General features: G+C 69.2%; 15 protein-coding genes, 1 tRNA gene and 1 pseudogene. 5 read left to right on the plus strand and 12 right to left on the minus strand.

The genetic code is table 11. From position 1 onward, the window contains the following. Window positions 1-17: 17 nt before the first annotated feature. On the minus strand, window positions 18-686 hold the full coding sequence (locus tag ACOKM3_RS08770; RefSeq protein WP_388261000.1) for a response regulator: 669 nt from the start codon (window positions 684-686) through the stop codon (window positions 18-20). Window positions 687-719: 33 nt separating this feature from the next. After that, window positions 720-1892, minus strand: coding sequence for a sensor histidine kinase (locus ACOKM3_RS08775; RefSeq protein WP_426898624.1), 1173 nt, complete (start codon window positions 1890-1892; stop codon window positions 720-722). A gap of 195 nt (window positions 1893-2087) precedes the next feature. Between ACOKM3_RS08775 and ACOKM3_RS08780 the strand changes: the two genes are divergently transcribed. From ACOKM3_RS08780 to ACOKM3_RS08790, 3 genes are read left to right on the plus strand one after another with little or no spacing between them, the layout of a single operon-like run. Continuing rightward, window positions 2088-2780, plus strand: coding sequence for an ABC transporter ATP-binding protein (locus ACOKM3_RS08780; RefSeq protein ID WP_426898626.1), 693 nt, complete (start codon window positions 2088-2090; stop codon window positions 2778-2780). Window positions 2781-2785: 5 nt separating this feature from the next. Then, window positions 2786-4126: an FtsX-like permease family protein gene (locus ACOKM3_RS08785; RefSeq protein ID WP_426906736.1), complete on the plus strand. Its 1341-nt coding sequence runs from the start codon at window positions 2786-2788 to the stop codon at window positions 4124-4126. A 54-nt stretch (window positions 4127-4180) separates the two neighbouring features. Beyond that, window positions 4181-4897 (plus strand): DUF4097 family beta strand repeat-containing protein, encoded by a 717-nt coding sequence (locus ACOKM3_RS08790; protein WP_426898628.1) that lies wholly within the window; start codon window positions 4181-4183, stop codon window positions 4895-4897. A 19-nt stretch (window positions 4898-4916) separates the two neighbouring features. Here the strand turns inward: ACOKM3_RS08790 and ACOKM3_RS08795 are convergent. Together ACOKM3_RS08795 and ACOKM3_RS08800 are read right to left on the minus strand one after the other, a co-directional pair. Continuing rightward, window positions 4917-5839 (minus strand): annotated as a pseudogene (locus ACOKM3_RS08795) (transposase). A gap of 738 nt (window positions 5840-6577) precedes the next feature. Next, a tRNA-Pro gene (locus ACOKM3_RS08800) sits at window positions 6578-6651 on the minus strand. 275 nt (window positions 6652-6926) lie between these two features. On the opposite strand from ACOKM3_RS08800, the gene ACOKM3_RS08805 reads away from it, so the two are divergent. Beyond that, window positions 6927-7577, plus strand: a complete 651-nt coding sequence (locus ACOKM3_RS08805) for a transketolase (protein ID WP_426906737.1) — start codon at window positions 6927-6929, stop codon at window positions 7575-7577. Between the two features lie 93 nt (window positions 7578-7670). Beyond that, a complete protein-coding gene (locus tag ACOKM3_RS08810) occupies window positions 7671-8732 on the plus strand; it encodes a transketolase family protein (RefSeq protein ID WP_426898630.1) in 1062 nt (353 codons plus the stop codon). Here ACOKM3_RS08810 and ACOKM3_RS08815 read toward each other — a convergent pair. The 8 genes from ACOKM3_RS08815 to tdh all read right to left on the minus strand — a co-directional run bounded on the left by ACOKM3_RS08815 (window position 8677) and on the right by tdh (window position 16348). Beyond that, complete coding sequence (locus tag ACOKM3_RS08815) at window positions 8677-10038, minus strand: MFS transporter (protein WP_426898632.1); 1362 nt, start codon at window positions 10036-10038, stop codon at window positions 8677-8679. The genes ACOKM3_RS08810 and ACOKM3_RS08815 overlap by 56 nt on opposite strands. A gap of 99 nt (window positions 10039-10137) precedes the next feature. Further along, complete coding sequence (locus tag ACOKM3_RS08820; RefSeq protein ID WP_426898633.1) at window positions 10138-10497, minus strand: MmcQ/YjbR family DNA-binding protein; 360 nt, start codon at window positions 10495-10497, stop codon at window positions 10138-10140. Between the two features lie 121 nt (window positions 10498-10618). Then, window positions 10619-11575 (minus strand): alpha/beta fold hydrolase, encoded by a 957-nt coding sequence (locus ACOKM3_RS08825; RefSeq protein ID WP_426898635.1) that lies wholly within the window; start codon window positions 11573-11575, stop codon window positions 10619-10621. 177 nt (window positions 11576-11752) lie between these two features. Next, complete coding sequence (locus tag ACOKM3_RS08830) at window positions 11753-12301, minus strand: GNAT family N-acetyltransferase (protein ID WP_426898637.1); 549 nt, start codon at window positions 12299-12301, stop codon at window positions 11753-11755. Next, window positions 12298-12921: a helix-turn-helix domain-containing protein gene (locus ACOKM3_RS08835; protein WP_426898638.1), complete on the minus strand. Its 624-nt coding sequence runs from the start codon at window positions 12919-12921 to the stop codon at window positions 12298-12300. Before ACOKM3_RS08835 ends, ACOKM3_RS08830 begins: the two co-directional genes overlap by 4 nt. Before the next feature lie 76 nt (window positions 12922-12997). Next, window positions 12998-13900, minus strand: coding sequence for a LysR family transcriptional regulator (locus ACOKM3_RS08840; protein ID WP_426898640.1), 903 nt, complete (start codon window positions 13898-13900; stop codon window positions 12998-13000). A 46-nt stretch (window positions 13901-13946) separates the two neighbouring features. Further along, complete coding sequence (locus ACOKM3_RS08845) at window positions 13947-15137, minus strand: glycine C-acetyltransferase (protein WP_426906738.1); 1191 nt, start codon at window positions 15135-15137, stop codon at window positions 13947-13949. A gap of 182 nt (window positions 15138-15319) precedes the next feature. After that, window positions 15320-16348 carry an L-threonine 3-dehydrogenase gene (gene tdh / locus ACOKM3_RS08850; protein ID WP_426898642.1) on the minus strand — a complete coding sequence of 343 codons (1029 nt, stop codon included), beginning with the start codon at window positions 16346-16348 and terminating at the stop codon, window positions 15320-15322. Window positions 16349-16641 lie beyond the last annotated feature (293 nt).

Genomic DNA, 16641 nt, shown 5'->3' on the forward strand with positions numbered 1-16641 from the left:
GCGGCAGCTCGATCAACTCAGTAGTTGTACTCGAACCAGGTCAGAATGGCCTTGACGCGGCGGTTGTCTTCGTTCGGGGGCATTCCGAGTTTCACGAACACATTGGCCACGTGCTTACTCACGGACGCTCCGGAAAGAAACAGCGCTGATGCGATTTCCGCGTTGGAGCGCCCTTCCGCCATAAGGGCGAGCACCTCGCGTTCTCGGTCGGTGAGCCGGGCGAGCGGGCCCTGGGGCGCGTCCGCGTGTGTGACGTAGCGGACGACTTCCGGGTCGATAACGACGCCGCCACCGGAAACCGTATCGAGTACGCGTAGGAAGTCGACGACTCTGCCGACCTTTTCCTTGAGTAGGTACCCGACAGCCCCGTCCGCGCCCGGACCGTTCAACAGCTCCTGGACGTACGGTCCGGTGACGTAGGCGGAAAGGACGAGGACCGGCAGATCCCGATGGCGCGATCGCAGGTCGATGGCGGCGCGGAGTCCGTCGTCGGTGTTTCCCGGGGGCATGCGGACATCAGTGATCACCAGGTCCGGCGCGGCCCCGGAACTCGCGAACTCGTCGACGGCGGCAACCAGTTCGGTAGCGTCCTCACATTCACGGATCACCTCGTGAGAGTGGGAGGTCAGGATTTCCCGGATTCCGGCACGAATCAGCATGCTGTCATCTGCCAGGACAATTCTCATGGCCTCTGCCTCCCCTGTTCGCCTTCATTCACTTCATTCCCATGTGGGTTGGCCGGGAGCGGATGCTACGACTTCGGTTCCGCGACCATCCGCAGGGCTTCGGATCTCGAGCTCCCCACCGATGCTTCGCATCCGCTCACGCAGTCCGGCAAGGCCTGAACCCGCGTCGATCTCCGCGCCGCCCGCACCGTCGTCACGCACGCAGACACGTACGCCACTTGAATCGCACTGCAGGTCGATCCGAGCGCTTCCCACGCCCGCGTGCTTCGTAATATTCGTGAGCGCCTCGGAGACCGTGAAATAGGCCGCTGTCGCAGTAGGCGACGACAACTGGGCATCATCTCCGGTGCTGTTCAGCTCGACCCGCAGCGGTGATCGCGCGGCCAGCTCGCGGACGGCGGCGACGAGGCCGAGGTCGCTCAATTCGCGAGGGTGGATCTCGCGCACTGTTTCCCGGAGCCGTTCCAGCGCATGCTCGGCCTGGTCCTGTGCCTGACGTGCCAGTTCCACGACGCGTTCCTCGCCGCTCGCCGAGGCTGCGGCCTCCAGCATCCCGAGGCGCATCACGACGGCGACCAGCTCCTGTTGAGCGCCGTCGTGCAGATCACGTTCGATGCGCCGGCGCTCGAATTCGAAGGCCGTGGTCAACGAGGCCCGGCTGGTGCGGAGTTCCTCCAGCTTCGCGAGCAGATCCGGGTCCCGGCTTCTCGAGAAAGTGCGCAGGACGAGGTCCCGGAGAAGGGAAATTCCGGCCAGAAGACCTGCGGTGACCGCACCCAGAAGTACCCCGGCGGGCATCGCCAGAAAGGATTCCGTAAGCGACGCCGGAGTGAAAGGGCCGACCTGTGCGGCGATCCCGAACGACCAGAAAACGGGAGAGAAAACCAGCGCGGCGGCACCGATGAACCCAAAGAATTCCACCACCAGTGACAGCGCGGAAAGGAACATGGCGGCGACGAAGACCGGGAGGTCGGTACGCCACATCGACCGCGATCGCAGCTGGCGTGCCACCCACTGCGCCCAGCTCTGGCCCGCGGGCCGCAGCGGCATCGTGCCGACGCCGCACCACCGCGCTCTCGAGCGGTCCAACTCCGTCAGCACGGCCGCCGAGGCTGGTGCAACCAGAAGGGAGAGCAGCAGAATCGGGAAGGCCAGTGCTGCGATGATTTCCGTCAGCACCCTTCGGGGGACACGAATCTGCGACATGGCCAGAATTATGGCATACGGCGGATCTCGAGAAGGTAGACCCAGGTCTACCTCGAAGTAGTGCTGACACCCATGCGGAGCGTGTTCAGCGCTGCCTAACATTGCCATATGCCTATCGCAGACCCCATTTCCGCACCGTGTATCCGTATGCGCGGCCTCCGTATGGACTTCCCCATTCCCGGCCGTAAAAGAGAAATGACCCATGCACTGCACGATATCGATCTGGACATTCCTGAGGGCAGGCTGACCGCGATCGTCGGACCCTCCGGATCGGGAAAGTCGACGCTCCTGCTCTGCACAGCTGGCCTGGAGCGAGTGACCGCAGGTTCCATCGAGATTCTCGGAACGGATGTCCTGTCGCTCGGCCCACGCAAGCAGGCCGCGTTCCGCAGCGAGAACATCGGTTTCGTCTTCCAGGAGTACAACCTCGTCAGCTCGCTCACGGTCGAGGACAACATCTGTCTGCCGTCGAGACTCGCCGGCCACCGGGTGCCCAAGTCACGGGTCCACGAGGCCATGTCGCGGCTCGGTATCGCCCAGCACGCCAGGCGGCGCCCCGACCGACTCTCCGGAGGCGAACGCCAGCGCGTGGCCGTGGCCAGGGTTCTCGCGAATCAGCCACGGATCGTCTTCGCCGACGAGCCGACCGGCGCGCTCGATCTCAAGTCCGGTCACGTCGTACTCGATTGGCTGCAGGCACTGCCCGCACAAGGATCAACGGTGGTCATGGTCACGCACGACCCGCATGCGGCTGCGCGTGCCGACCAGGTCGTGGTGATGGGGTCCGGGCGGGTGCACGCCGTCATCTCCGGCGGCGACCCGCACACGGTGAGCGATGCCGTCCTCGCGGCGCAGTCGAAGGACGACGCGAACGAGGCGGCGGCGTGAGCGGCATGTTGCGGCTCGTTATGTCGGACGTCCGCATGCAGGCGTCGATGTGGGTGTGGACGCTCGCGTGTGCGGTCGTCGGCGCGGCCTGCTCGGCGGGCTCGGTCATCGCCATGTTCACCGCCGTCTCGGCGGCGCGGACGGCAGGCGACGCACGGATGGTCTCCGCGTCGATCGCGCTCGGCGGCAACATCGTCTTCTTCACCGTGTTGGCCGCCGTGGGTGTCGTCGCCTCGACCGTCGGTCTGACCTTGACGACCCAGCGACGCGAACACGCCCTGTGGGTGATCCTCGGGATCCCGCGCCGCCGCGTCAGGTCCGTTCTCCGCGCCGAGCTGGTGGTCCTCGGCACGGTGGCCGGCGCGCTGGCCGTACCGTTGGCCCCCTTCGTCGCGAACATCGCCCTCTCGCAGTGGACGGCGACGGGACTCGACCTGCACGGAGCCACCGCCGGACTCCAGCTCTGGCACATCGGCGCGAGTCTGCTGGCCGGAGTGGTCCCGTGCCTGCTCGGCGGCTGGGGCGTCACACGCCGAGCCGCCAGGACGCCGGAGATGCGCGCCTTCCGGGACCACTCCGATCCGCCGGCGCGGCCCGGTGTCGCGCGGAGCATTCTCGCCCTCTGCCTTCTCGCCGGTGTGCTCGGGATGTGGATTCCCGGCCTCGGCCTCGAACTTGAAGGGGGCATCGAACAGCGGACCGCCTTCGCCTTCGCCGGAAACCTGTTCCTCGTCTGCCTGTTGCTGCTGATGGGGCCGTGGGTGCTCACACCTCTGATGAGACTTTGGACCGCCCTCGTCCCGTCGCGTGGCGTCGCCTGGCACCTCGCCGTGCAGTCGTGCCGAACGCGCGCGGCCCGAAGCGTCACCACGGTGCTGCCCTTCGCGCTCTCCCTGTCGTTCATCGCGCTGTTCATGACAATGGGCACCGTCATGCCCGGAAGTACCGCAGGGCTGGACGATGTCATGACCGTTCTGGGCTGGGTCTTCGTCGTGTCCTGGTCCGGTGGCCTGGCGGTGATTGCCCTGGTCGGGCGGGAGCGCACTCGCGATTCCGCGGTCGTTGCCGTCGCCGGCGCGCGGCCGGGCGTCACCACCCGGTCCACGGTCTATGAGGGCGTGATCTACGCAGTCACGGCGATCGTCTTCAGCGCGGTCTTCCTCGCGGTGGCGAGTACCACCATCGCCGTGGGAGCCAAGGTCGGCGTGGGCCAGGTGCTCGACGGCCTCCCGTGGGCGACGCTCGGCGCACTTGCCGCCGTGACGCTCGTGACGACCTGCCTCGCCCTGGCACTCCAGGCCGCCCGCGTCTCCCGCACCGTCCCGGCCCGGGCTCTGCGCTCCTGAACTGAACCGGGACAACGACCGAACATGCAACTGAATCACTTGGGAACGGAAACAATGAACGACAGCCGGACACGCACGATCCTTGCCCTCGGCGCAGCCGCCTTCCTCGCTCTCGCAGCAACCGCCTGCGACCCGGATGTCGACCAGGCGAATACCACTCCTGAATCGAAGTCCTTCGCCTTCAGCGGCGACAGCCTGTCCGTGAAGTCGGACTCCGCCGACCTCCACCTCATCGCCTCCGACGTCGACGACATCGAAGTGGAACGCCGGGTCAGCGGCACGAAAGTCGGCGGTGAGATAGATGCCCGGTGGCAGTTCGAGGGCGGGATTCTCACACTCTCGGTGGATTGTGATGGTGTTTCCGTCAACTGCCATGCGAAGTACACCGTGAAGGTGCCGCGCGATGTCGCTGTCACGGCCGAGTACGGCAACAGCGACGTGCAGTTGTCGAACCTCGGCGGCGCCGCCCTCCACCTGGAAGGACGCGACGGAGACGTGCACGGCGACGGGATCTCCGCGAACTCTGTGAGCGTCGTCTCGCGCAACGGCGACACCGACCTCGACCTCACCTCCGTACCCGACCGTGTCGATGTGCGGAGCCAGGACGGCAACGTTCAACTCGGCCTGCCTGCATCTGCATACGCGGTCCGTACGGCGGCGAAGAAGGGGGACGTCACCGTGGGTGTCGCGGACGACAACACGAGCAGCCACAGCGTGAACGTGCAGACGCGTAATGGCGACATCGACATCAGCGAGGGGGAGTCGTCCTAGGGACTATGTCAGGTCGTGATCACTCTGTTGTCCAGGTGAGGGCGTTGAGCCAGATCATCGAGGCCCGGAGGTGGAGGCCGGCGTCGTAGCTTTCGGGGTCTTGTCGTAGCGGGTGTCGATGCTGCGCCAGGCTGTGAGTTTGTTGATCACGCTCGACGGTGTTGCGGTCCTTGTAGAGCTCGGCCTCGTAGATCAGGGGTCGGCTGCCGCGCCTCCTGCTGTTCGCGGCCTTGTCCCTCTTCTCGGGGATGACGGCCTTGATGGTCCGGGGCCGGCCGACGTTCAGCCGGATGCGGACCCTACTCAGGACAGGGACGAACTGCGGGCTGTCGACAGCCTGCCCGGCGGGCAGGATGATCGACAGCGGACGGCACTTGCGGTCGGAGGCGAGAGGTGGACCTTGCCGGTCAGTCCGCCTCTGGACCGGCCGAGCAGGGCCTGCTTTAGGCGGGCTTTGTGTCTGCGCCGGAGGTGTCGCCGCTCTTGTCGGGCGGGGTCGCCTCCGGCGCTCTGCCCGTTCTGTCCCTCGCCCGGTGCCCGCTTTTGCCGGGCCCGTTCCAGTGCCCTGACGGCCTTCTCCAGGGCCCAGGATCTCGGGTTCGACATGCATTCCGGCGACATCGTGGTGGGCGTGGGCGGTCGTGGAGTCCACGCTGACCAGCGACGGGTCCGTTCTCCCCTACCGGGCGGCCTCGGCTATCAGGCCCTCCAGCAGCGACGGTGAGGACCCCGGCGCCCCGCCAGACCCGGGACCGGCCGTAGACGGTGGGCCAGGGCCCGAACTCCGCGGGCATCTCACGCTATTGGGCACCGGACCGAAAACGCCAGATCACACCCTCGAACTGGTCCCGCAGTCGCACCGGGTAGGGGCCGTACTCGCCCCACCGGTAAGTACGGCTCGATGAGCTTCCACTGGTGATCGCTGAGCTGTCGCCGCGTCACGCCGACGTTCTACCGTGAACCGTCCCGAGGCGGCAGCGGAACCCCGATATCGATCACGACCTCACACAGTCCCTAGCCCGTGGCGACTGCCACACGGCATTCCGAAGGGCTTGTTATTACCCTCCGCTTGCGGTGCGGAGCGACACGCCGAGCATCGTGCCCGCAGAGCCGGGCGAGGTGTCCAGGCCGCTCCCGTACAGCAGTGAAGCCGACCATCGGGCCCCGGCGCGGAAGACCCCGCACTGGGAGCGGAGACCACAGCAACAGCACACCCCCAAGAGCACTCAACGCGGGCGAACCTCACCGAACCGCTCCCACCCACGTTCAAGCTCTCGATGCAGCCCCCAACGGCCACCGCCGAAAAGCCACATACCGCCCGTCCGGAATCAGAACTGGGGTCAAAATTTCGCATGGCCCCATAACCCGGATTCCAGCCATGGTGTCGCCGCTCCCGACCCCACTCCCACTGGGAGCGGCCCCACCAGCGGCAAGAGCGCAAGCACATACCCGGAAAGCCACCCATAGGACGGGGAGCCGCCGGTAACAAACCGGGCTCGGATGTGAACACGCGCGCAAGGAATCGAATATGTGCGCATCGGCCCGAGTGGGAGTAACCGGGTAAGGGGACAGTGGGAGCCCGCTCCCACTCGCCACGCTCCCAGCAGGAGCGTGGGAGCAACAGAAAAAGGGCCGTTCGAAAACGGCCCTTCACCTGCGACGTTCGATCGTTCGAACTTGTCGGGACGACAGGATTTGAACCTGCGACCCCTTGACCCCCAGTCAAGTGCGCTACCAAGCTGCGCCACGTCCCGGTGCTCGTTGACCTGGGGTTTCCCCCTGGCCGAACGCGCAGAGAAACCATACCGCACTCGGAGCCGTGGTCGCGCATCCCTTCCGGTGGGCGGGCGGGATCCGGCACGGCGCCAAACAGAGGTGTTGACCTCAAGCAAAGTTGAGGTTGCAGGCTGCCTGCATGACGACCACAGCGGATGACATCGGCAGCAGCGCCCCCGGAGCCGACGGAGCTCTCGGAACCCCCGGCCCCGGCGGGCGCCACGGCTATCGCTACGAAGATCTGTCCCGGCTCATGAGTCGCATGACCGGGGACGAGAAGCACGGGCCCGCCGCCACCTCCACCCTCGACGTGTTGTGGGTGCTCTACGACCGTGTTCTGCGGGTCCGGCCCGAGAGCGTCGAGGAGGCCGGGCGGGATCGGTTTCTGTTGTCCAAGGGGCACGGGCCCATGGCGTACTACGCCGTGCTCGTCGCCAAGGGGTTCCTGCCCGAGGCGTGGCTGAGCGGGTTCGGGGCGTACGAGTCGCGGCTCGGGCATCACCCCGATCGGATGCTCGTGCCCGGCGTGGAGATCGGGAGCGGGTCCTTGGGGCACGGGCTGCCGATCGCCGTCGGGACCGCGCTCGGGCTGCGGGCCCAGGGGCTGAGCGAGCCGGCCGTCTGGACCCTGGTCGGAGACGCCGAGCTCGACGAGGGCAGCAATCACGAGGCCATCGCCTACGCCGGGGCTGTCGGACTCGAGCGGCTGCACACCGTCGTCGTCGACAACCTGTCCGCCACCTACGGCAGGGCCGGCGGCATCGCCGCCCGCTTCGAGGCCGCCGGGTGGTCGACCGTGACCGTCGACGGGCGCGATCACGAGGCGCTGTACCAGGCCTTCAGCACGCCGCATCCGGGGCGTCCCCACGTCGTCGTCGCCCGCGTCGAGCCGAAGTTTGAGTGATCCCCCCCATCCCCCATCGACACCGCTACACCTCTCTCCCTATCCACCTCTCCCCTCCCCACCACTGCTCTCCTCCGGAAGGAAGTCCCTCTCGTGGACACCATGCGTGATCGCTTCGCCCCCGTCCTCAGCCAGATCCTCGACGAAGACTCCCGCGTCGCCGTCGTGCTCGCCGAGATCGGGGCCGCGCCCTTTGCGGGGGCCGCTCGGCGGCATCCGGAGCGGGTGATCAATGTCGGGATCCGGGAGCAGTTGCTCGTCGGGGCCGGGGCGGGGCTTGCGCTCGCCGGGATGCGGCCTGTGATGCACACCTTCGCGAGTTTTCTCGTGGAACGGCCTTTTGAGCAGGTGAAGTTGGACTTCGGGCATCAGGGGGTCGGGGGCGTGCTCGTGAGTGCCGGCGCGTCGTACGACGTGTCTTCCGGGGGCTTTACGCACATGGCTCCCGGTGATGTGGCGCTGCTCGACACCCTTGATGGGTGGAGCGTGCATGTGCCGGGGCATCCCGAGGAGGCCGAGACGCTGCTGCGGCACGCCGTCGGGGGCGGTGGCGACGGCGTGAGTGACTCGCGGGAGTACGTGCGGCTCTCGGTGCAGAGCAATCGGGAGGCGCTGCCTGTCGACGGGGAGCGGTTCTTGTCCGTGCGGGAAGGGCGGCGGGGAGTCGTCGTTGCCGTCGGGCCCATGTTGGACAACGTGCTTGCCGCCACCGAAGGGCTTGATGTCAGTGTTCTCTACGCGACCACCGTTCGGCCTTTTGATGACGCTGGGCTGCGGCGGGCGGCGGATGCGAGTGGCAGCGCTGATGTCGTGATCGTCGAGCCCTATCTCGCCGGGACCTCCACCCGCGCCGCCAATGACGCGCTCGCCGATGTGCCGCACCGGGTGCTCGGGCTCGGTGTCGGGCGGCGGGAGCTGCGGCGGTACGGGAGCGTCGAGGAGCATGTCGCCGGGCATGGGCTCGACGCGAGGGCGCTGCGGGAGCGGATCAGTGGGTTTCTTCGCCCCCGTGACTCCTCTCATGGCCCCTCTGTTGCGACACCTGACTCCTCTGCCGTCACTCCCGGCTCCTCCGCCGTTGCACCTGACTCCTCTGCCGTCACTCCCGGCCCCTCCGTCGCTGCGCCTCTCTCCTCTGCCGCTGCTCCGGCATAGGGAAGGGGAGATGAGCGGGCTGTGCGTCCGCTCGCACCAGGCCGCTGATCGCCGGGACCGAGATCAGTGTCGTCGCCACCATCAGCGTGACCACTCCGCCCGCCAGCAGGACCTGGTGCGTGCCGAACGCGGCCGCCGCCGGGCCCGCCAGAGCCTGGCCCACCGGCTGCATGGCGATGGAGCCGGCCACCTCGTAGGCGTGGATGCGGTTGAGGATCTCGCGCGGGACCTGGGTCTGGACGCTCGTCGCCCACATCACGCCCCAGAACGACGAGCCGGCCCCGGCCACCGCGCAGCCCGCCATCATCCACGGCACCCCCAGACCCGCGCCCACCGTCGCCGGGAACAGGGCGAAGCCGAACAGGGCCAGGCCGCCCGCGCGCAGCATCCGGCGCGGGCGTACGCGCAGGGCCAGTACGCCGCCGATGACCGTGCCCGCGCCGAGCGCCGAGTTCACCAGGCCGTACGCGGTCGAGCCGTGCTCCTGGGTGACCTGTACGGCGACCAGGGGGACGGCCGGGCCCGACGCTCCGATCATCAGCACGCACCAGACCAGGATCACGCCCCAGAGCCATCTTCGTGATCTGAACTCCCGCCAGCCCTCCACCAGTTCGGAGCGGAAAGAGTGGAGGGAGTGGAGGGAGTGGAGGGCGCCTTGGGTGTGCGGCTTCGCCGTGTCCCGTGGCATCGGTGGCAGGCGGAGCAGGAGCAGGCACAGGGCGCTCACCCCGTACGTTCCCGCGTGGGCCGCGAAGACCAGGCCCGGGGAGGCCAGCGCGACCAGCATGCCCGCGGCCGCCGGGCCCGCCAGTTGGGCGCCGGACTCCGCCACGCGTATCGCGCCGTTCGCCGCCTGCACGTCGGATGCCAGGCGGGGCACCGTACCGGCGACGCCGGGTTGGAAGATCGCCGCGGCCAGACCGTTGATCGCGCCGATGACGCATATCTGCCAGAGCACGACATGGCCGGTGAAGAACATGACGGCGGCCAGGGACTGCGTGACCAGGCGTGCGAGGTCGGCGCCCGTCATCAGCAGGCGGGTGTTGAAGCGGTCCGCCAGTACCCCGCCGAAGATGACCAGGCCGGCGAAGCAGGCCACCGAGGAGGCCATGGCGAGGCCCACCGCGCCCGCCCCGTAGCCGTATTGCAGGAGGCCCGCCGCGAGCGCCACCGGCAGCATGCTGTCGCCGAGCTTGGCAACGCCTCTCGCGGTGAAGAAGAGGCCGAAGTCGCGGGTCCAGATGCCGCGTCGGGACGCGCCCCCGGCGCCCTCGGCGTCCTCGCCATCGAGCGCCCGGCCGGCCATCCACGTTCCCCGTTCGTCGGCCCCGTGGCACGCCGCACGCGCGCGGCTCGCCCTCGCGAGCGGATCATGCCATGGGGACGTGCGGGACCTCACGTGGTTTTATCCCGCGCGCGGGAGGCCCAACTCCGGGTGTGCGTCCAGGAGTCGGGTCGGGGCCGCCTGGCGCCAGGAGTCGGCGAGGATGTCGCGCAGCTCGGCCGTGTCCTCCAGGGCCGCGAGGCGGACCCGAACCCATGCGGAGAACGCCTCGTGGTCCGCGACCCAGAACTTGTCCGGCTCGGCCAGGACGAGTTCTTCGCGCTCCTCCTTCGGGCAGCGCACCGCTATCGATGTCTCGTCGTCGGGCACGGTGGCGAACATCTTCCCCGCGACCCGGAACGTGGGCATGCTCCAGGCGACCTTCTCGGTCGTGTCCGGCAGGGACAGGGCTACGGTGCGTACATCGTCGGCGTCCAGCATGCAACGAACCGTAGCCAACGCCACTGACAATCGCCCGAAACAGCCGCCCGAAACAGGCGCCCGAATCAGGCGGTTCCGTCGCGACGACCCGTCACGGAGGCATTCCGTGCGCGGCAGTCCGTCACGGCACGCGCTTGTCCAGCCACGCCACCAGGTCGTCCTGCACCTCGTCGCGGTTCGTCTCGTTGAGGATCTCGTGGCGGGCGCCCTCGTAGCCCTTCCAGGTGAGGTCGGTGACGCCCACGTAGCGGAAGTCCTCCAGGAGTTCGTGGACCAGTGTCATGCGCTGGTTGCACGGGTCCTCCGTGCCGACCACGACATGGATCGGCAGGTCGGCTGGGATGCGGGCGAGGTTCGCCGGGTCGTTGATGCGGCGCACCGCGCGGACCCAGTCCAGGGACAGGCCCGCCGAGAAGTCGAAGCCGCAGCGTTCGTCGGCGACGTACTTGTCGACCTCCGCCTCGTCCCGCGAGAGCCATTCGAAGCCGGTGCGGTGCTCATACGGGTCGTTGAAGGAGGAGAAGAGGTTGCCCACGTAGGGCGAGGTGGCGGCGCGGCCGCCGGCCTCGATCTCGGCCTCCAGGGCCGCGATGTCGCCCTCGTTGTCCGCGCCGGGAAGCGAACGGAAGGTGCCGGAGAGGATCAGGGCCACCAGGTCGTCCGCGTACCGCTGGGCGTAGTCGCGCGCGAGCAGCGAGCCGAGGCTGTGGCCAAGGAGTACGAACGGGACGTTCGGGTGGAGGGCGCGCGCCTGGTCACCGATCGCCTTGAGGTCCTCGACGATCGACACCCACGCGTCGACGGCCCCGGGCTCGGCGTCGTCGGTGACTCCGTAGCCGCCCGTGGAGTGCGCGGTGGCGCCGTGGCCGCGGTGGTCGGAGGCGATGACCGCGTAGCCGTGGGAGGTCAGGTGGCGGGCGAAGCGGTCGTAGCGCTGGCCGTGTTCGGCCGCGCCGTGGGCGATCTGGACGAAGGCGCGGGGCCTGCCGCCGTCGGGCAGCCAGGTGTACGTGGCCACGGCGGCGCCGTCGCCGGTGCTGAGCGCGCTCGTCGTGTACGTCGGGTCTGTGGCGGTCATCTGGCGGCTTCCTCTCGGACAGTCCGTACGGCCCTGTGGACGGGGCGGGGCGATGCGGGTGCGAGTGCGGACGGGGATGCGTGCTGGCCTGCACCTCCCCCGCACCGTAGGCCCTCATTCCTGGCAATCACCGACCGGCACGAGCGGTTCCGGTCGCTTACAGAACGTTCCAGTCGCTTACAGAACAGGGAGGCGTTTGCAGAACAGGGTGGTGGGGCGCAGCACCCCTGCCGGGTCGGCCGCGTAGTCCGGGATGACGCCGACCTCGTCCCAGCCGGCCGTGCGGTAGAAGTTCTCGGCCGGGCTGCCGGTCTCCGTGTCGAGGACCAGGAGTGTCACGCCCGCCTCCGCCGCGGCGCGCTCCGCGGTCGCCAGCAGGGTGCGGCCGAGGCCGGTGCCGCGGGTGCTTTCGTGCACCATCAGCTTGACCACTTCGGCGCGGTGGCGGCCGTTGGGCTTCTCGGTGAAGGCGAGCGAGATCGTTCCGACGCAGCGGGCCGGGGCCGCTGTCCCTTCGGTGTCCATCGCCACCCACACGGCCGTGCTGCCGCGCTCCACGGAGGGTTCTACGTAGTCGCGCCACCAGGTCGCCGCCTCGTAGGGCGTTAGTCCGTGGAGGAAGCCGAGTGAGCTGCCCCCTTGTACGACGTCGGCAAGCAGGGACCCCAACTCATCTACGTAGGAGGGGAATTCCGAGGGCTTCAGGCGGATGCAGGTGAGTGTCATGGGAGCACCACCACCAGCGCGTAGCGCACGGGTTCGGGGCCCGGGCAGTGGAAGTGGGTCGGCCCCCAGAGGCGGAAGCGCAGGCAGTCGCCCGCCTCCAGGTGGTGTGTCGTGCCCTGGACGGTGAGGTCGAGGAGGCCGTCGAGCACCCAGATGTGCTGTTCGAGGCCGGGGACGGGCGGGCGGTCGTAGGCGATGTCGGCGTACGGCTCGAGAGTGCCCTCGACCACCTCGCCGCGCAGTCCGGCCTGTGGCGGGGAGACGGAGCGACGCGTGAAGCCGGTCGAGCCGTCGTGCCAGACGGGCTGGTCCGCGGCGCGCACGACCTGGGCGGGGGCCGATTCGACCTCGCTCAGGAGCTGCGACATGGTCCGTCCGTAGACCGCGCAGAGGCGGTTGAGGAGGGCGGCGGTCGGGCTGATCTCGGCGCGCTCGGCCCGCGACAGGGTGGACCGGCTCACGCCGCTGCGGTCCGCCAACTCGCCCAGGGACCAGCCGTGTTCGGCCCTCAGCTCGGCGAGCCGGGCGCCGAGTCGGGCGTCCACGGGGTCCGGCGTCGGGTCGATGGCGTCGCTCGGGGACGGGGGCGAGGACAGAGGTGCACCACGTTCGCGTCTCATATTCGGCACGATATCCCGGATATGAGACAGCCGTGTTACGCGAGCGGGCCCCTCGGCCCCCTCCCCGATCCCAATCTCAGCCCTCCGCCGCCTCCCCCAGCGCCTCAAGCACCGGCCTGATCAGCGGATGCTCCTCCGCCCCGTGCCGTACCGCCGCGAACACCTTCCGGGCCGGCGCCGCACCGTCGATCGGCCGGACCACCACCTGGGTCAGGTCCACGCCGTGCAGGGCCGAGCGCGGGACCAGCGCGACGCCCGCGCCCGCGGAGGCGAGGGCGACGACGGCGCGGAAGTCGTCCGACGAGTGCTCGAACTGCGGGGAGAAACCGGCGTGTTCGCAGGCGAGGACCACCACGTCGTGGCAGGGGTTGCCGGGGTACGGGCCGATCCACGTGTCCTTGGCGAGGTCGGCGACCGGCACCCACTCCGCGGCCGCGAGGCGGTGCGTGACCGGCAGCACCGCGTCGAACGGCTCCGCGTACAGCGGCACGCGCGTGATCCGGTCGTCGTCGGCGCCCGGCGCGCCCCGGTAGTCGACCGCGACCGCCACATCGATCCGCCGGTCGAGCAGCATCGGCAGGCTGGCGTCGCCCTCGGCGTCCTGGACGCGGACGCGGATGCCGGGCACGGCCTTCGCCAGGAGGGCGAGCGCGGGGCCCACGACGAGGCCGATGCCCGTCGCGAAGGAGGCGAGCGTCACCGTGCCCGCTTCACCGGTGCTGTACGCGGCCAGCTCGGCCTCGGCCCTCTCCAGCTGGGCGAGGACCGCGTTGGCGTGGGTGAGGAGGATCTCGCCGGCCGACGTCAGCCGGACCCCGCGCGCGCCGCGCTCCACCAGCTTGTGGCCCGTCTCCTGCTCAAGGGCCGTGAGCTGCTGCGAGACCGCCGAGGGGGTCAGGTACAGCGCGGCGGCCGCAGCCGTGACGGTGCGGTGGTCGGCCACCGCACGGAGGATGTGCAGCCGCCGCGCTTCGATCATGCGGTGATTCTCCCAAACACGACTGGCACTCCCCGCACGGGCGGCGTCAGCCCAGCTCGGCGCGCGCCGCCACGAACGCGTCCACCGCCCGGTTCACGTCCTCCGTGGAGTGCGCCGCCGACAGCTGGACGCGGATGCGGGCCTGGCCCTGCGGCACCACCGGGTACGAGAAGCCGATCACGTAGACGCCGCGCTCCAGGAGGAGTTCGGCCATGCGGCCCGCGACGGAGGCGTCACCGATCATCACCGGGGCGATCGCGTGGTCGCCGGGGAGGATGTCGAAGCCCTCCTCGGCCATCCGCGTACGGAACAGCTTGGTGTTCGCCGCGAGGCGCTCGCGCAGGTCACCGGCCGATTCGAGGAGGTCGAGGACCTTCAGGGAGGCCGCGGCGATCACCGGGGCGAGGCTGTTCGAGAACAGGTACGGGCGCGAGCGCTGGCGCAGCAGCGCGACGATCTCCGCGCGCGCCGCGACGTAGCCGCCGGACGCCCCGCCCAGGGCCTTGCCGAGGGTGCCGGTGATGATGTCGACGCGGTCCATGACGCCGTGCAGCTCGGGGGTGCCGCGGCCGCCGGGGCCGACGAAGCCGACCGCGTGCGAGTCGTCGACCATGACCATGGCGTCGTAGCGCTCGGCGAGGTCGCAGATGTCGGCGAGCGGCGCCACGTAGCCGTCCATGGAGAAGACGCCGTCGGTGACGATCAGCTTCCTGCGGGCGCCGGACGCGGCCTTCAACTGCGCTTCCAGGTCGGCCATGTCGCGGTTGGCGTAGCGGAAGCGCTTCGCCTTGGACAGGCGGATGCCGTCGATGATCGACGCGTGGTTGAGGGCGTCGGAGATGACCGTGTCCTCCGGGCCGAGAACGGTCTCGAAGACGCCGCCGTTGGCGTCGAAGCAGGAGGAGTACAGGATCGTGTCCTCCTGGCCGAGGAAGGCGGAGAGGCGGGCCTCCAGCTCCTTGTGGACCTCCTGCGTGCCGCAGATGAAGCGGACGGACGCCATGCCGTAGCCCCAGCGGTCGAGGGCCGCGTGGCCCGCCGCGATCACGTCGGGGTGGTCGGCGAGGCCCAGGTAGTTGTTCGCGCAGAAATTGAGGACCTCGCCGGGTCGGCCCCCCGCCGTGACGGCGACGGTGGCGGACTGCGGGGTGCCGATGACCCGCTCGGGCTTGTGCAGGCCCGCGGCGGCGATCTCGTCGAGGGTGGCCTGGATGTCGGCGCGTACGTTGTCGAACATGGGGTCTTCCTTACGGATGCGGGTGGCGTTGGCGGCGTTCCACGGTGTGGCGACGGCGAGCGAGCCGAAGGGGCGCGCCGGTGTCGAGATGCCGGGCGCGCGGAGGCCCGACGAAGGAGGGTCGAGCACGGCCGGCGTCTCGACACCGGCTTTGCCGCCCCGGAGGCGAGCGAGCCCGAAAATTAAGCGGTCCAGTCCAGGATGACCTTGCCGCCCTTGCCGCTCGCCGCGTCCTCGAACGCCGCGTCGAAGTCGGTGTAGGCGTAGCGGCCGGTTATCACCGGGGACAGGTCGAGGCCGCCCTCCAGGAGCACCGACATCGCGTACCAGGTCTCGAACATCTCGCGGCCGTAGATGCCCTTGATGGTGATCATCGAGGTGACGATCCGCGCCCAGTCGACGGCGAACTCCTCGGACGGCAGGCCGAGCATGGCGATCTTGCCGCCGTGGGTCATGTTCGCCAGCATGTCGCGCATCGCGACGGGGTTGCCGGACATCTCCAGGCCCACGTCGAAGCCCTCGCGCAGGCCGAGTTCGCGCTGGCCGTCGGCGATGGTCGAGGACGCCACGTTCAGGGCGAGGCTCACGCCCACCTTCCGCGCAAGGGCCAGACGCTCCTCGCTGACGTCGGTCACGACGACGTTGCGGGCGCCGGCGTGCTTGGCGACGGCCGCCGCCATCAGGCCGATGGGCCCTGCTCCCGTGATCAGTACGTCCTCGCCGACGAGCGGGAAGGACAGGGCGGTGTGCACGGCGTTGCCGAACGGGTCGAAGATCGCGGCGACATCGAGGTCCACGGGGACGCGGTGCACCCACACGTTCGACGCGGGCAGCGCCACGTACTCGGCGAACGCGCCGTCGCGGCCGACGCCGAGGCCGACCGTCGCGCGGCACAAGTGGCGGCGCCCGGCAAGGCAGTTGCGGCACTTGCCGCACACCAGGTGGCCCTCGCCGCTGACCGTGTCGCCCACGGCGATGTCGCTCACGTCGCGGCCGGTCCCGACGACCTCGCCGACGAACTCGTGACCCACGACCAGCGGCGCGCTGATGGTCGACTGCGCCCAGCCGTCCCAGCTGCGGATGTGCAGGTCGGTGCCGCAGATCCCGGTGCGCAGGACCTTGATCAGTACGTCCCCCGGGCCGACGCCGGGCTCGGGGACGTCCGTCAGCCACAGACCCGGTTCGGCCTTCTCCTTGACCAGTGCCTTCAAGGGTTCGACTCCTGTCGTCGCGCACGCGGGCAGGGCGAACCGGCCCCCGTGCGAGGGAGAGTGGGTGGTGGGGTGTGCCGCGGCAGACATCCAGATACGTCCCGTATGCGGTCCGCCGACACCGCAGACTCTTCCGTACGCGGCGCGTTCGGTCCATCGAGGTTTTCTTAAGCGGCGCCCCAGGTTTCCTACAGGCCCGCCCGCCACCCCAGAACCCGGGGCCGTACGGGCAGTTCGGCCCGCCGGGGCAGCCGCAGGCGTACGGTCAGGCACCCGGCCCCGGCTACGGGCAA

It is taken from the genome of Streptomyces nidicola, assembly GCF_050106155.1.
GTDB lineage: Bacteria > Actinomycetota > Actinomycetes > Streptomycetales > Streptomycetaceae > Streptomyces.

What these genes read in the sequence shown, in the direction of transcription:
- ACOKM3_RS08770 (WP_388261000.1), bottom strand. Translation starts at nt 686, where the DNA reads ATGAGAATTGTCCTGGCAGATGACAGCATGCTGATTCGTGCCGGAATC.
- ACOKM3_RS08775 (WP_426898624.1), bottom strand. Translation starts at nt 1,892, where the DNA reads ATGTCGCAGATTCGTGTCCCCCGAAGGGTGCTGACGGAAATCATCGCA.
- ACOKM3_RS08780 (WP_426898626.1), top strand. Translation starts at nt 2,088, where the DNA reads ATGACCCATGCACTGCACGATATCGATCTGGACATTCCTGAGGGCAGG.
- ACOKM3_RS08785 (WP_426906736.1), top strand. Translation starts at nt 2,786, where the DNA reads ATGTTGCGGCTCGTTATGTCGGACGTCCGCATGCAGGCGTCGATGTGG.
- ACOKM3_RS08790 (WP_426898628.1), top strand. Translation starts at nt 4,181, where the DNA reads ATGAACGACAGCCGGACACGCACGATCCTTGCCCTCGGCGCAGCCGCC.
- ACOKM3_RS08805 (WP_426906737.1), top strand. Translation starts at nt 6,927, where the DNA reads ATGAGTCGCATGACCGGGGACGAGAAGCACGGGCCCGCCGCCACCTCC.
- ACOKM3_RS08815 (WP_426898632.1), bottom strand. Translation starts at nt 10,038, where the DNA reads ATGGCCGGCCGGGCGCTCGATGGCGAGGACGCCGAGGGCGCCGGGGGC.
- ACOKM3_RS08820 (WP_426898633.1), bottom strand. Translation starts at nt 10,497, where the DNA reads ATGCTGGACGCCGACGATGTACGCACCGTAGCCCTGTCCCTGCCGGAC.
- ACOKM3_RS08825 (WP_426898635.1), bottom strand. Translation starts at nt 11,575, where the DNA reads ATGACCGCCACAGACCCGACGTACACGACGAGCGCGCTCAGCACCGGC.
- ACOKM3_RS08830 (WP_426898637.1), bottom strand. Translation starts at nt 12,301, where the DNA reads ATGACACTCACCTGCATCCGCCTGAAGCCCTCGGAATTCCCCTCCTAC.
- ACOKM3_RS08835 (WP_426898638.1), bottom strand. Translation starts at nt 12,921, where the DNA reads ATGAGACGCGAACGTGGTGCACCTCTGTCCTCGCCCCCGTCCCCGAGC.
- ACOKM3_RS08840 (WP_426898640.1), bottom strand. Translation starts at nt 13,900, where the DNA reads ATGATCGAAGCGCGGCGGCTGCACATCCTCCGTGCGGTGGCCGACCAC.
- ACOKM3_RS08845 (WP_426906738.1), bottom strand. Translation starts at nt 15,137, where the DNA reads ATGTTCGACAACGTACGCGCCGACATCCAGGCCACCCTCGACGAGATC.